Annotated in this window: 12 protein-coding genes and 3 tRNA genes; 5 read left to right on the top strand and 10 right to left on the bottom strand. The window is 71.0% G+C overall.

The annotated features are described in order from the left end of the window. Window positions 1-26 precede the first annotated feature (26 nt). From murA to leuC, 3 genes are all read right to left on the bottom strand, one after another. Window positions 27-1,343 carry a UDP-N-acetylglucosamine 1-carboxyvinyltransferase gene (gene murA / locus ATL41_RS12620; RefSeq protein WP_098458781.1) on the bottom strand — a complete coding sequence of 439 codons (1,317 nt, stop codon included), beginning with the start codon at window positions 1,341-1,343 and terminating at the stop codon, window positions 27-29. 173 nt (window positions 1,344-1,516) lie between these two features. Next, window positions 1,517-2,158 (bottom strand): 3-isopropylmalate dehydratase small subunit, encoded by a 642-nt coding sequence (leuD, locus tag ATL41_RS12615; RefSeq protein ID WP_098458780.1) that lies wholly within the window; start codon window positions 2,156-2,158, stop codon window positions 1,517-1,519. A 35-nt stretch (window positions 2,159-2,193) separates the two neighbouring features. Beyond that, the gene (gene leuC / locus ATL41_RS12610; protein ID WP_098458779.1) at window positions 2,194-3,675 is read right to left on the bottom strand and encodes a 3-isopropylmalate dehydratase large subunit; all 1,482 of its coding nucleotides are present in this window, start codon (window positions 3,673-3,675) and stop codon (window positions 2,194-2,196) included. A 114-nt stretch (window positions 3,676-3,789) separates the two neighbouring features. Between leuC and ATL41_RS12605 the strand changes: the two genes are divergently transcribed. After that, the gene (locus ATL41_RS12605) at window positions 3,790-4,509 is read left to right on the top strand and encodes an IclR family transcriptional regulator (RefSeq protein WP_098458778.1); all 720 of its coding nucleotides are present in this window, start codon (window positions 3,790-3,792) and stop codon (window positions 4,507-4,509) included. A gap of 65 nt (window positions 4,510-4,574) precedes the next feature. Here ATL41_RS12605 and ATL41_RS12600 read toward each other — a convergent pair. The 3 genes from ATL41_RS12600 to ATL41_RS12590 form a co-directional block, all read right to left on the bottom strand. Next, window positions 4,575-4,647 (bottom strand) — tRNA-Glu (locus ATL41_RS12600). Between the two features lie 269 nt (window positions 4,648-4,916). Continuing rightward, a tRNA-Glu gene (locus ATL41_RS12595) sits at window positions 4,917-4,989 on the bottom strand. Between the two features lie 75 nt (window positions 4,990-5,064). Continuing rightward, window positions 5,065-5,136, bottom strand: a tRNA-Gln gene (locus tag ATL41_RS12590). Window positions 5,137-5,372: 236 nt separating this feature from the next. On the opposite strand from ATL41_RS12590, the gene ATL41_RS12585 reads away from it, so the two are divergent. Together ATL41_RS12585 and ATL41_RS12580 are read left to right on the top strand one after the other, a co-directional pair. Next, on the top strand, window positions 5,373-6,152 hold the full coding sequence (locus ATL41_RS12585; protein WP_098458777.1) for a class I SAM-dependent methyltransferase: 780 nt from the start codon (window positions 5,373-5,375) through the stop codon (window positions 6,150-6,152). Between the two features lie 114 nt (window positions 6,153-6,266). Further along, entirely contained in the window at window positions 6,267-6,926 is a 660-nt protein-coding gene (locus ATL41_RS12580) for a hypothetical protein (protein WP_143556625.1), read from the top strand. Between the two features lie 169 nt (window positions 6,927-7,095). On the opposite strand, the gene ATL41_RS12575 is transcribed toward ATL41_RS12580, so the two are convergent. From ATL41_RS12575 to ATL41_RS12560, 4 genes are read right to left on the bottom strand one after another with little or no spacing between them, the layout of a single operon-like run. Beyond that, entirely contained in the window at window positions 7,096-7,866 is a 771-nt protein-coding gene (locus tag ATL41_RS12575) for an HAD family hydrolase (RefSeq protein WP_098458776.1), read from the bottom strand. Further along, entirely contained in the window at window positions 7,863-9,497 is a 1,635-nt protein-coding gene (gene gltX, locus ATL41_RS12570; protein ID WP_098458775.1) for a glutamate--tRNA ligase, read from the bottom strand. Before gltX ends, ATL41_RS12575 begins: the two co-directional genes overlap by 4 nt. 52 nt (window positions 9,498-9,549) lie before the next feature. Beyond that, window positions 9,550-10,332 (bottom strand): fumarylacetoacetate hydrolase family protein, encoded by a 783-nt coding sequence (locus tag ATL41_RS12565; protein WP_098458774.1) that lies wholly within the window; start codon window positions 10,330-10,332, stop codon window positions 9,550-9,552. Window positions 10,333-10,342: 10 nt separating this feature from the next. Further along, a complete protein-coding gene (locus tag ATL41_RS12560) occupies window positions 10,343-11,191 on the bottom strand; it encodes a class I SAM-dependent methyltransferase (RefSeq protein WP_098458773.1) in 849 nt (282 codons plus the stop codon). An 80-nt stretch (window positions 11,192-11,271) separates the two neighbouring features. On the opposite strand from ATL41_RS12560, the gene ATL41_RS12555 reads away from it, so the two are divergent. Then, entirely contained in the window at window positions 11,272-11,871 is a 600-nt protein-coding gene (locus tag ATL41_RS12555; RefSeq protein WP_245854836.1) for a sugar O-acetyltransferase, read from the top strand. A gap of 24 nt (window positions 11,872-11,895) precedes the next feature. Continuing rightward, complete coding sequence (locus tag ATL41_RS12550) at window positions 11,896-12,930, top strand: aldo/keto reductase (protein ID WP_098458772.1); 1,035 nt, start codon at window positions 11,896-11,898, stop codon at window positions 12,928-12,930. The last annotated feature ends 53 nt before the right edge of the window (window positions 12,931-12,983 follow it).

Raw genomic sequence — 12,983 nt, 5'->3', positions numbered from 1 at the left:
GTCGCGGGCGCCGTCAGGACGGCTGATCAGTCGCGGCTGAAGTCCGCGCCGAGCGCCGCGAGCTTGTCCGTGAACGCCTCGTAGCCGCGGTCGATGAGGCCGATGCCGCGCACCTTCGACGTGCCCTTCGCGGCCAGCGCCGCGATGAGGTGCGAGAAGCCGCCGCGCAGGTCCGGGACCTCGATCTCGGCAGCCTCGAGCGGCGTCGCGCCCGAGATGACCGCGGAGTGGTAGAAGTTCCGCTGCCCGAAGCGGCAGGGACGCCCGCCGAGGCACTCCTTGTAGACCTGGATGTTCGCACCCATGCCGCGCAGCGCGTCGGTGAAGCCGAAGCGGTTCTCGTAGACCGTCTCGTGGACGATCGACAGGCCCGAGGCCTGCGTCAGCGCGACGACGAGCGGCTGCTGCCAGTCGGTCATGAAGCCGGGGTGCACGTCGGTCTCGAGGACGATCGAGCGCAGCTCGCCGCCCGGGTGGAAGAAGCGGATGCCGTCGTCCTCGACCTCGAACTCCCCACCGACCTTCCGGAAGGTGTTGAGGAACGCGATCATCTCCGGCTGGGTCGCGCCCTTGACCGTGATGTCGCCCCCGGTCGCGAGCGCGGCGGACGCCCAGGAGGCCGCCTCGATGCGGTCGCCGAGGGCGGTGTGGCGGAAGCCGCGCAGACGCTCGACGCCCTCGATGCGGATGACGCGGTCGGTGTCGACCGAGATGATCGCGCCCATCTTCTGCAGGACGTTGATCAGGTCCATGATCTCGGGCTCGATCGCCGCGTTCGAGAGCTCCGTGATGCCCTCGGCGCGCACGGCGGTGAGGAGGAGCTGCTCGGTCGCGCCGACGCTCGGGTAGGGCAGCGAGATCTTGGTACCGCGCAAGCCGTGGGGCGCGGTCAGGTGGATGCCCTGGGCGCGCTTGTCCACGACGGCGCCGAACTGGCGCAGGATGTCGAGGTGGTAGTTGATCGGCCGGTCGCCGATGCGGCAGCCACCGAGGTCAGGGATGAACGCCTCGCCCAGGCGGTGCAGGAGCGGCCCGCAGAACAGGATCGGGATGCGGCTCGAACCGGCATGAGCGTCGATGTCGGCGACGTGTGCGGACTCGACGTTCGACGGGTCGAGCCTCAGGATGCCGGCGGCCGCGTCGTAGTCGACGTGCACGCCGTGCAGCTCGAGCAGGCCGGAGACGATCTCGACGTCACGGATGAGCGGCACGTTGCGCAGCTCGCTCGGTCCTTCTCCCAGGAGCGAGGCGACCATCGCCTTGGAGACGAAGTTCTTGGCGCCGCGGACGGTGATGGTGCCGTTGAGCGGCGTGCCGCCGTTGACCGTGAGGAGATCGTTCATTGTCCTATCGTCGCCTATCGCTCGGGTCGCGTTCGCCTGTTCGTGGGAACGAGTCGTGTGGAGTTCGTGCACGGCACCTCGCGCCGCTCGGGAGCGGGACGCGCGCTGACATGACGAACGCCGGGCACGGCCTCCGATGTTCCTGGAGGACGCACCCGGCGTCGTGAATCATGTCAGGCGTCGACGGGACGCGCAGCCTCGATGTCGACCTTCGGCAGGTGCTTCGCCGGCAGGGTCTTCGGGCGCCACGGCTCGCGCTTCGCCTCGAACGCCGCGATCTCGTCCTCGTGCTGGAGCGTGAGACCGATGTCGTCGAGACCCTCCATGAGCCGCCAGCGCGTGTAGTCGTCCAGGTGGATCTGGACGGTCACGTCACCGGCGGACGCGGTGCGCTCGACGATGTCGACGGTGACCTCGGTGCCGGGCTGGTTCTCGAGAACCTTCCACAGCAGCTCGATGTCCTCCTGGGCGGCGATCGCCGCGACGAGGCCCTGCTTGCCCGAGTTGCCGCGGAAGATGTCCGCGAAGCGCGAGGACAGGACGGCCTTGAAGCCGTAGTCCTTGAGCGCCCACACGGCGTGCTCGCGCGACGAGCCGGTGCCGAAGTCGGGGCCGGCGACGAGGACGCTGCCGTTCTTGTACGCGGGCTGGTTGAGGACGAACGACTCGTCGCCGCGCCAGGCGGCGAACAGCGCGTCCTCGAAGCCCGTGCGCGTGACCCGCTTGAGGTAGACGGCGGGGATGATCTGGTCCGTGTCGACGTTGCTGCGGCGCAGCGGCACTCCGACACCGGTGTGGGTGGTGAACTTCTCCATGGAACTGGTCCCTTCGGGGTCTCGGGGTGCGGCGGTCAGACCTGAACGAGGACGTTCGGGTCGAGCGGCGCCAGCGGCGTCCCGTCGAAGGACGTCAGGTCGACGTCGGCCGGCAGGTCGAGGTCGGAGAGCGAGGAGAGCGTGCCGCGGATCGCGGTCGCGGCGGCGACGAGCGGCGACACGAGGTGCGTGCGCCCGCCCTTGCCCTGGCGACCCTCGAAGTTGCGGTTCGAGGTCGAGGCCGCGCGCTCGCCCGGCTTGAGCTGGTCGGGGTTCATGCCGAGGCACATCGAGCAGCCGGCGTTGCGCCACTCCGCACCGAAGTCGAGGAAGATCTTGTCGAGGCCCTCGGCCTCGGCCTGGAGACGCACACGAGCCGACGCCGGGACCACGAGGACGCGGACGTCGTCGGCCTTCTTGCGGCCGCGCAGGACCTTCGCGACGGAGCGGAGGTCCTCGATGCGGCCGTTGGTGCAGGAGCCGATGAAGACCGTGTCGACCTTGATGTCGCGCAGCGGCGTGCCGGGCACGAGGCCCATGTACTCGATCGCGCGCTCGGCGGCGACGCGGTCGTTCTCGTCGGCGATGAGCTCGGGGACGGGCACGTTCGCCGAGAGCGGGAGGCCCTGGCCGGGGTTGGTGCCCCACGTGATGAACGGCTCGAGGTCGGAGGCGTGCAGCACGACCTCGGCGTCGAACGTCGCGTCGTCGTCCGTGCGGAGCGTCTTCCAGTACTCGACGGCAGCGTCCCAGTCGGCGCCCTCGGGAGCGTGGGGACGGCCCTTGAGGTACTCGAACGTGGTCTCGTCGGGGGCGATCATGCCGGCGCGGGCGCCGGCCTCGATCGACATGTTGCAGATGGTCATCCGCGCTTCCATCGAGAGCTTGCGGATGGCCTCGCCGCGGTACTCCAGCACGTAGCCCTGCCCGCCACCGGTACCGATCTTCGCGATGATCGCGAGGATGATGTCCTTCGACGTGGCGCCGGGCGGCAGCTCGCCGTCGACGGTGATCGCCATCGTCTTGAACGGGGCGAGCGGGAGCGTCTGGGTCGCGAGGACGTGCTCGACCTCGCTCGTGCCGATACCGAACGCGAGGGCGCCGAAAGCGCCGTGCGTCGAGGTGTGCGAGTCGCCGCAGACGACAGTCAGGCCCGGCATCGTCAGGCCGAGCTGCGGGCCGACCTGGTGGACGATCCCCTGGTCCGCGTCGCCGAGCGAGTGGATGCGGACGCCGAACTCCTGGGCGTTGTTGCGCAGCGTCTGGATCTGCGTGCGGCTCGTGAGGTCGGCGATCGGCAGGTCGATGTCGAGCGTCGGGGTGTTGTGGTCCTCCGTCGCGATCGTCAGGTCTGTGCGGCGGACCTTGCGACCGGCGAGGCGAAGGCCCTCGAACGCCTGCGGGCTCGTCACCTCGTGCAGGAGGTGGAGGTCGATGTAGAGGAGGTCCGGCGCGCCGTCGCTCCCCCGACGCACGAGGTGTGCGTCCCAAACCTTCTCTGCCAGCGTGCCCGCCATGGTGCGTCCTCTCGATCACTGCAGCGCTCCTCGCGCGAGGAGCGGCTCAAGAATTGCGACGACTCGCCGTGCTCTGCACTTGCGTCTCAGCCTGCGAGACTGCAATATCGTCCTATGGACAATTCTAGCGGAGTTGGCGTGCTGGACAAGGCCGCCTCGGTGCTCGGCGCCCTCGAGGCCGGACCGGCGACGCTCGCACAGCTCGTGGCAGCGACTCATCTGGCCAGGCCGACGGCCCACAGGCTCGCCGTCGCCCTCGAGCACCACCGCCTCGTGGCGCGCGACATGCAGGGACGGTTCGTCCTGGGACCGCGTCTCAACGAGCTCGCGACCGCCGCAGGTGAGGACCGGCTGCTTGCTGCAGCCAACCCTGTCCTGACGGCCTTGCGCGATCATACCGGGGAAAGCGCGCAGCTGTACCGCCGCCAGGGCGACCAGCGCATCTGTGTCGCGGCCGCCGAGCGACCGATCGGCCTGCGCGACTCGATCCCCGTCGGCGCGACCCTGACGATGCAGGCCGGCTCTGCGGCCCAGATCCTCCTCGCATGGGAGGAGCCGGACCGTCTGCACCGCGGCCTGCAGGGCGCGAAGTTCACGGCGACGATCCTCTCGGGCGTCCGTCGCCGCGGGTGGGCCCAGTCCGTCGGCGAGCGCGAGCCCGGCGTCGCGTCCGTGTCGGCGCCCGTGCGCGGCCCTTCGGGGCGCATCGTCGCCGCCGTGTCGATCTCCGGTCCTGTCGAGCGCCTGAGCCGCCAGCCCGGCCGTCTGCACGCCGGCTCGGTCGTCGCTGCCGCCAACCGCCTCACCGAGGTCCTGCGCCGCGCGGCGAGCTGAGCTCCGTCCATCCCCGAACGCAGAAGGGGCCCGGTCATCGTGACGATGACCGGGCCTCTTGCTCGTACCCCCGACGGGATTTGAACCCGTGTTACCGCCGTGAGAGGGCGGCGTCCTAGGCCGCTAGACGACGGGGGCCGGACTGACGTTCACGCTGGCCAGATGGCCTGCGCTGTGCGCCGGGTAGGAACATTACACAGACGTCGGGGCGGAACGCCAATCGCCGCGGTGTGACGCGCGCCACGGACTTCGACGCGCGCAGGATCCCGGGCGTGCAGTGCTCCCGGTGCCCCGTTCGGGCACCCTCGCCCCCCCCCCCCCCCCGAGCGAGCGTCTCTCGGGTCACCGACGGCACCTGCGAGAACGCACGAAAAAGCCCGACCGCCAATGGCGGTCGGGCTTCGACGTACCCCCGACGGGATTTGAACCCGTGTTACCGCCGTGAGAGGGCGGCGTCCTAGGCCGCTAGACGACGGGGGCTAGAACTGCGATCGAACCGAGGTTCTCACGCTCACGACAACGCTCACGATCCGCAGGATCGTGCCGCTCTCGCAGCTGGGGTACCAGGACTCGAACCTAGAATGACGGTACCAGAAACCGTTGTGTTGCCAATTACACCATACCCCAAGGGGGTAACCCGCCAGTCCGTCGCCGCACCGCGCCAAGCTCGCGCTCCACGTGGCCGACCCGTTTTCCAGGGGTTGTCCCGAGGAAGAACATTACCTGAGGATCGCCGAGGGTCAAAACCAGCGCCGCGCGTGCGGGAAGACGGCCGCACGACCGCTCGGGGACACGCCCCGAGAGCCCGGGCACCGGGCCAGATCCCCCTGGCCTGGCGCCCCAGCGCGTGCGAGCGTAGAGCCATGACCAGCACGAACCCGGTCCCGGCAGGCGAAGATCTGCGCCGCGTCCGCGCCGCGTCGTTCGACAGCGGTGCGGCCGTCTACAGCCGCGTCCGCCCCACCTACCCGCGCGAGGCCGTGGCGTGGATCACCGCTGACCCCGCGGAGCCCGGACGGGCGCCGCGCGTCATCGACCTCGCCGCAGGCACCGGCAAGCTCACCGCGCGGCTCGTCGAGGCAGGCGGCGACGTCCTCGCTGTCGAACCCTCCGACGCGATGCGCGCGGAGCTCTCGGCGACCCTTCCCCAGGTCCCTGCCGTCAGCGGGACTGCCGAGCAGATCCCCGTCGACGACGGCGTCGTCGACGGTGTTGTCGTCGCCCAGGCGTGGCACTGGTTCGACGCCGAGGCGGCCTGCCGCGAGATCGCTCGCGTCCTGCGCCCGGGCGGTCGGCTCGGCGTCCTGTGGAACGTCCGCGACCACACGGTCGACTGGGTCGCCCGCTTCACCGAGATCATCCACCGGGGCGACGACCTCGGGTCCTCGCACGGGCCGCCCCTGCTGTCCGAGGACTTCACCGACGTCGAGCACGCCGACTTCCCCTGGGCGGACCGCATCCGCACCACCGCCTTGCGCGACCTCGCGGCGTCGCGCAGCCACGTGCTCACGCTCCCCGAGGACGAACGCGAGGCCCTGCTCGACGACGTCGACGCGCTCGCGCGCACCCACCCCGACCTGGCCCGCCGCGACGAGGTCGCGCTGCCCTACGTCACGCGCTGCTGGCGCGCGAGACGCCGCTGAAGCCGGCGACGCTCTTCGCCCAAACGTCTCGGAACGGTCTCGGCCTGATAACACCTCGGCGTGACCAGCCGTCTCGACCCGGGTCATCCCATCACTTTGACCTACTGTCGAGACGTGATCACGCCTCCCAGCTCCCGTGCGCCCGGCGCAGCCCTTGCCGACCGCGTCTCCGGGCAGGACGTCGTCGCTGCTGCTGGCTGGCTCGGTTCCCTGCTCGAGAACGCGTCCGCGACGGACCTCTCGCGCTACGCAGGCACCCTCGCCTGGTCGTGCTGGCGCACGGTCGAGCACGTGATCGACGATCTCATCGCCTACGCGCTCCAGCTCGCCGCACAGGCTCCGCTCGCCTACGTCCCGCTCGTCGGGCCGCGCGGCGAGGAGGAGATCGCGCACGTCGACCCCCAGAGCGGGCCGCTCGGCCTGTCCGAGGCGCTGCGCGCCGCAGCCGCGCTCCTCGCGACGCAGGTGACCGCGTCGGGCCCGCAGGTGCGGGCGTTCCACCCGTTCGGCCTGTCCGACTCCGAGGGTTTCGCCGCGATGGGCGTGCTCGAGATCCTCGTGCACGCGCACGACGTGCACATCGGGCTCACTGGCGAGAGCACAGACCTGCCCGAGGAGATGTCGGCGGCGGTCCTCGCCCGCCTCTTCCCGGACGTGCCCGACTCGCTCGCCTGCGAGCCTGCCGGGCAGCGCCTCCTGTGGTGCACGGGACGCATCCCGCTCGGTGACCGGCCTCGGCGCACCCGGTGGCGCTGGGACTCGTCCGTCCGCTGACGCGGACCCCCCGGATCCTTCAGCTAGCGCCGGGTCCTGGACCTCACGCCGGGAACCATGGTCACGGGCAGCCTGTCCCGAGCGTCCCCCGGCACGCCCGCTCCCCGGCCCGTCCCAGCGGCAGGTGCTCGGGACGCCGCAACGTCCTCGGCTCTCGAGAACCCGGACGTCAGAGCGTCGGGACGCCGTCCCGGGTCTCCGCGACGATGCCCGGGAGCGCGTCGAGCGTCGCGATCACGTCCACCCCCGCCTCGGCGGCGGCCGCAGGGTCCTCGAGGTGCACGCCGCCACGGCGCGTCCCCGGACGGTCGAGCCACACCCCGCGCAGACCCGCACGGCGGGCCGCGGTCGCGTCGATGTCGAGCTCGTCGCCCACGTAGAGCGTGTGCGCCGGGTCGGTACCGAGGCGGCGGCACGACTCGAGGAACACCTCGGGCGCAGGCTTCCCCACGCCGAGGGTGTCGACGCCGACGAGCATCGGCACCCTGTCCCCCAGCCCGACCGTCGCGAGCTTGCGCACCTGGTACTCGACCGCGGCGTTGGACAGCGCGCCCACGCGGACGCCGTCAGCCAGGAGCGCGTCGACCGCGCGCGGCGCGTCGTCGAACGCGTGCCACGCGGCGGCGAACGCCGTCTCGAAGACCTCGTCCCAGACGTCGAAGCCGGCGTCGTCGAGAACCGGACCGCCGAACGCGGCGTGGAGCTCGTTCGCACGCGTCATGCGCTGCGTGCGGAAGTCCACCTCACCGCGCGTGTACGCGCGGTAGTGCCCGCCGACGTCGCGCCGCCACGTGGCGAGGACGTTGGCGTGCTGCTCACGCGGCAGGTGCGGCAGGTAGACGTCGGCCAGCACCGACATCGCGGACGCGAAGGCTCCCCGCGTGTCGACGAGCGTGTCGTCGACGTCGAAAAGGACGCCCTCGATGCGGTTCGCCGTCACAGCGCGGCACGCAGCGCGCGCAGGCGAGCGAGCGACGACTCCTTGCCGAGGATCTCCATCGACTCGAACAGCGGCGGCGAGACGCGGCGACCCGTGATCGCGACGCGCAGCGGCGCGAACGCGAACTTCGGCTTGACCCCCATGCCTTCGATGAGGGCAGCCTTCAGCGCGTCCTGCGTCGTCTCCGGGTCGAAGGACGTGAGGCCCTCGATCGTCGAGACCGCCACGTCGAGCATCGCGCGCAGACGCTCACGCACCTGCTCCTTCGACGCCTCGGACAGCGACAGCGGCGTGCCCTTCGGGGCGTCCGCGGGCAGCTCGTCGAACACGGCCTCGACGCCCGGGAGGACGCCCTTGAACGTGTTCTTGTCGACGAGCGCGGCGAGCGACTCGGGGTCGAGCGCGACCGCGTCGTCGGCCACGAAGAGGAAGCCGAGCATCCCGACGACCTCGCCCAGCAGCGTCATGCGCTCCTGCACGAGCGGCGCACCCGCGTCGAGCAGCCGGGCCTGGTCACCAGGGAGCGCGTCGTACGAGTCAGCCGCGACGAGACCGGCCGCGTGCAGGTACGGCACGAGGCGGGCACGGAAGTCGTCGGGCGCAAGCATGCGCAGGTGCGTCGCGTTGATCGCCTCGGCCTTCTTGAGGTCGAAGCGCGCCGGGTTCGGGTTCACGTCGGCGATGTCGAACGCCGCGACGAGCTCGTCGACCGAGAAGATGTCGCGGTCGGCGGCGATCGACCAGCCGAGCAGCGCCAGGTAGTTGAGCAGGCCCTCGGGCGTGAAGCCGCGCTCGCGGTGCAGGAAGAGGTTGGACTCCGGGTCGCGCTTCGAGAGCTTCTTGTTGCCCTCGCCCATGACGTACGGCAGGTGGCCGAACTGCGGCATGACCTTCGCGACGCCGAGCTCGAGCAGCGCGCGGTACAGGACCGCCTGGCGCGGCGTCGACGAGAGCAGGTCCTCGCCGCGCAGCACGTGCGTGATGTCCATGAGCGCGTCGTCGACCGGGTTGACGAGCGTGTAGAGCGGCTGGCCGTTGGCCCGCACGATCACGTAGTCCGGGACCGAGCCCGCCTTGAACGTGACCTCGCCGCGGACGAGGTCCGTGAACGACACGTCCTCGTCGGGCATGCGCAGGCGCAGCACAGGCTCGCGACCCTCCGCGCGGTACGCGGCCTTCTGCTCCTCCGTCAGGTCGCGGTCGAAGCCGTCGTAGCCCATCGCCTCGGGGCGCCCGGCCGCGAGGTTGCGCTCCTTGATCTCCTCGGGAGTCGAGAACGACTCGTACGCGTAGCCACCCTCGAGCAGCTTCTGCGCGACGTCGCGGTACAGGTCGCCACGCTGCGACTGGCGGTACGGCTCGTGCGGCCCGCCCACCTCGACACCTTCGTCCCAGTCGAGGCCGAGCCAGCGCAGGGCCTCGAGGACCTGCTGGTAGCTCTCCTCGGAGTCGCGCGCAGCGTCGGTGTCCTCGATGCGGAACACGAACGTGCCGCCGACGTGTCGGGCGTACGCCCAGTTGAACAGCGCGGTACGGATCAGGCCCACGTGCGGCGTCCCGGTCGGGGACGGGCAGAAGCGGACGCGGATGTCCGAGCCGGACGGGATCGGCGAGACGGTGTCAGTGGTCAAGACGCACCTGGGTTTCGGGTCGTTCGGGTGGGGTTCGGCTGGTGGGGCCGGCTCAGTCGCGGCGGATGACGGGGTTGCGCAGGACGCCGACCCCTTCGACCTCGCACTCGACGATGTCCGCGTGGACGATCTCGCCGACGCCGGCAGGCGTGCCGGTGAGGATCACGTCGCCCGGCAGGAGGGTGAACGCCTCCGAGATGTAGGAGATCAGGTAGGCGGTGTCGAAGATCATCTGCGACGTCCGGCCGTCCTGGCGGGTCTCGCCGTTGACGCGCGAGGAGACGGCGAGGTCCTCGGGGTCGAGCCCGGTCGTGATCCACGGGCCGATCGGGCACGAGGAGTCGAAGCCCTTGGCACGTGCCCACTGGTCCTCGGCCCGCTGCACGTCGCGCGCGGTGACATCGTTGGCGACCGTGTAGCCGAAGACCTTGCCGAGCGCCTGCTCGGGGCTGACGTTGCGCGTCACCTTGCCGATGACGACGGCGAGCTCGGCCTCGTAGGACACCTCGTTCGAGAACGACGGCAGGACGATCGGGTCGTCCGGGCCGATGACGGCCGTGTTCGGCTTGAAGAAGAGCAGCGGGGTCGTGGGCAGGTCGTTGCCCATCTCCTTGACGTGGTCCGCGTAGTTGCGGCCGACCGCCACGATCTTCGAGCGCGGGATCACCGGCGCGAGCAGCCGGACATCGTCCGTGATCGGGACGACCTCGCCGGTCTCCTGGACCGGCATGTAGATCGGGTCGCCCGTGATGACACGGAGCACCTCGTGGCCCGGCTCGCCGTCGACGACGGCATAGCGAGGATCGTTGCCCTGGGAGAATCTCGCGATACGCACGAGTCCCAGCCTACTTCCGCGCGAGGACCTCGCCGTGCGTGATGGCGAACCAGCCGTCGGGCTCACGGGCCCAGTCGCGCCAGCCGGCGGCGATCTCCTCGAGCGCGACGTCGTCGGCGAGACCCGTCGAGCGGGCCTGGATGCCGAACTGCGAGGAGAGGCAGCGGTCTGCCCAGAGGTTGCCCCACCAGGTGCGGTCGGCCTCGGTCGCGTAGCACCACACGCCGGCGGACGGCGTGATGCCCTCGGCCGGGAAGCCCGCCTCGCGGACCCACGAGAGCAGGCGACGCCCGGCGTCCGCCTGCGCCCCGTTCGCGGTCGTGACCTCGTGGTAGAGCGCGTTCCACTCGGTGAGCGCTTCGTTTTCCGGGTACCACGCCATCGCCGCGTAGTCGGCGTCGCGGACGGCGACGATGCCGCCGGGCTTCGTCACGCGCTTGATCTCGCGCAGCGCCGAGACCGGGTCGCTGAGGTGCTGGAGCACCTGGTGCGCGTGCACGATGTCGAACGCGTCGTCCTCGAAGGGGAGCTCGTAGACGTCGGCCTCGACGAACGTCACGTTGCGCACGCCCTGGTCGGCGGCGAACTGCGTCGCCTGCTCGAGCACCTTGGCAGAGGTGTCGATCCCCGTCACCACGCCCGGCGCGACGGTCCGAGCGAGGTCGACCGTGATCGTGCCGGGGCCGCAACCCACGTCGAGGACGCTCAGGCCGCTCGCGAGGTGCGGCAGGAGGTAGGCGGCGGAGTTCTCGGCGGTGCGCCAGCGGTGCGAGCGCAGGACCGAGTCGTGGTGCCCGTGGGTGTAGGCGTCACGCGGGTGCGTCGTCGCCTCTGCGACGTCGTCGGTGCTCGAGGTCATGGGCCAGGATGCTAGCCGCGGCGCGCCCCGCGCACCCTTGTCGACCACATGGTGGGCCCGCACGGCCGTACCCTCGAGCCATGACTCTCAGCGCTCCCCCGGCCGACGCCGCCGACGATCCCCGCAGCGAGCACGACAAGATGGTCGCGGGCGACTGGTACCGCTACCGCCTCGACCCGGCGCTCGCGGAGATGACGACATCGACCCAGCGCACGTGCCGCAGCATCACCGAGCTGTACGACACGGACCGCCCTGCCGCCGAGCAGATGTTCCGCGACATGCTCGGCTCGGTCGGCGAGGGTGTCGACTTCCGCCCCCCGCTGTACCTCGACTACGGCACGCGCCTGCACGTCGGCGACGGTACCTTCATCAACGCGGACTTCCTGGCGCTCGGCGGCGGCCGCGTGACGATCGGCCGCAACGTGCTGATCGGTCCGTCCGCGCGCATCTACACGCCCCAGCACGCGATGGACGTCGAGGCGCGGCGCGCCGGGTGGGAGCGCGTCGAGCCCGTGACGATCGAGGACGACGTGTGGCTCGGCGGGAACGTCGTCGTGCTTCCGGGCGTGACGATCGGCGCGCGGAGCGTCGTCGGTGCCGGGTCGGTCGTCGTGCGCGACGTCCCGAGCGACGTCGTCGTCGTGGGCAACCCCGCGCGGGTGGTGCGCTCGCTCGCCTGAGCCCGGCGCGGTTACCTTGGCCCCATGACGACGCCGCAGACCGCCTCCGCGACCACGCCCGCCACCGAGTCCTCGCCCGAGGTGAGGCCGGGGCTGCGGCGTCTGGGCCGCTCGGGTCTCGTCGTGTCCGTCGTCGGACTGGGCTGCAACAACCTGGGGCGTGCGGGCACGGTGACGCGCGACGCCGACGGCGCGAACGCCGTCGTGCGCGCGGCGCTCGACGCGGGGATCACGTTCTTCGACACCGCGGACTGCTACGGCGCCGAGCCGGGCCTGAGCGAGACGCTGCTGGGCGCGGCGCTCGGCCGCGAGCGTGACGACGTCGTCGTCGCGACGAAGTTCGGCATGGACGTCGGCGGCCTCAACGGGCCGGACAGGGGTGCCCGCGGGTCGCGTCGTTACATCGTGCGCGCGGTCGAGGGGTCCCTGCGTCGGCTCGGGACCGACCGGATCGACCTGCTGCAGCTGCACACTCCCGACCTGGGCACGCCGATCGAGGAGACGCTGCGGGCGCTCGACGACCTCGTGCACGCGGGCAAGGTCCTCTACATCGGGCACTCGAACCGCGCGGGCTGGCAGATCGCCGACGCCGAGCACGTGGCTCGGGCGATCGGCACCGAGCGGTTCGTGTCGGCGCAGAACCACCTGAACCTGCTCGACCGACGTGCCGAGCTCGAGGTCCTTCCGGCCGCCGAGGAGTACGGCCTCGGGGTCCTCCCGTACTTCCCGCTCGCGAACGGCCTGCTCAGCGGCAAGTACCGCAGGGGCGAGGCCCCTGCGGGCTCGCGCCTGACCCACTCGCGGCGCTACCTGCTCGAGACGGCCGACTGGGACCAGCTCGAGAGGTTCGCCGCGTTCGCGTCGGAGCGCGGGATGACCGAGATCGAGGTGGCGTTCTCGTGGCTCGCGTCGCACCCTCAGGTGTCGTCGGTCATCGCTGGGGCGACGCGCCCGGAGCAGGTCGCGCAGAACGCGCGTGCCGTGCGCCGTCTCTCCTCCGAGGATCTCGCGGCGCTCGACGAGATCTTCCCCCCGGCGCCGAAGGTGGCGCTCTTCTAGCCCCGCGCCGTCGACCCGGCGGACGGTCCCACGGGGAGGGCTCGGCGCCCGGA

Source organism: Flavimobilis soli, assembly GCF_002564025.1.
Lineage (GTDB): Bacteria > Actinomycetota > Actinomycetes > Actinomycetales > Cellulomonadaceae > Flavimobilis > Flavimobilis soli.
The sequence above is the reverse complement of the archived record's forward strand: the minus strand, read 5'-3'. Positions and strand labels throughout refer to the sequence as shown.

What these genes read in the sequence shown, in the direction of transcription:
- murA (WP_098458781.1), bottom strand. Translation starts at nt 1,343, where the DNA reads ATGAACGATCTCCTCACGGTCAACGGCGGCACGCCGCTCAACGGCACC.
- leuD (WP_098458780.1), bottom strand. Translation starts at nt 2,158, where the DNA reads ATGGAGAAGTTCACCACCCACACCGGTGTCGGAGTGCCGCTGCGCCGC.
- leuC (WP_098458779.1), bottom strand. Translation starts at nt 3,675, where the DNA reads ATGGCGGGCACGCTGGCAGAGAAGGTTTGGGACGCACACCTCGTGCGT.
- ATL41_RS12605 (WP_098458778.1), top strand. Translation starts at nt 3,790, where the DNA reads ATGGACAATTCTAGCGGAGTTGGCGTGCTGGACAAGGCCGCCTCGGTG.
- ATL41_RS12585 (WP_098458777.1), top strand. Translation starts at nt 5,373, where the DNA reads ATGACCAGCACGAACCCGGTCCCGGCAGGCGAAGATCTGCGCCGCGTC.
- ATL41_RS12560 (WP_098458773.1), bottom strand. Translation starts at nt 11,191, where the DNA reads ATGACCTCGAGCACCGACGACGTCGCAGAGGCGACGACGCACCCGCGT.
- ATL41_RS12555 (WP_245854836.1), top strand. Translation starts at nt 11,272, where the DNA reads ATGACTCTCAGCGCTCCCCCGGCCGACGCCGCCGACGATCCCCGCAGC.
- ATL41_RS12550 (WP_098458772.1), top strand. Translation starts at nt 11,896, where the DNA reads ATGACGACGCCGCAGACCGCCTCCGCGACCACGCCCGCCACCGAGTCC.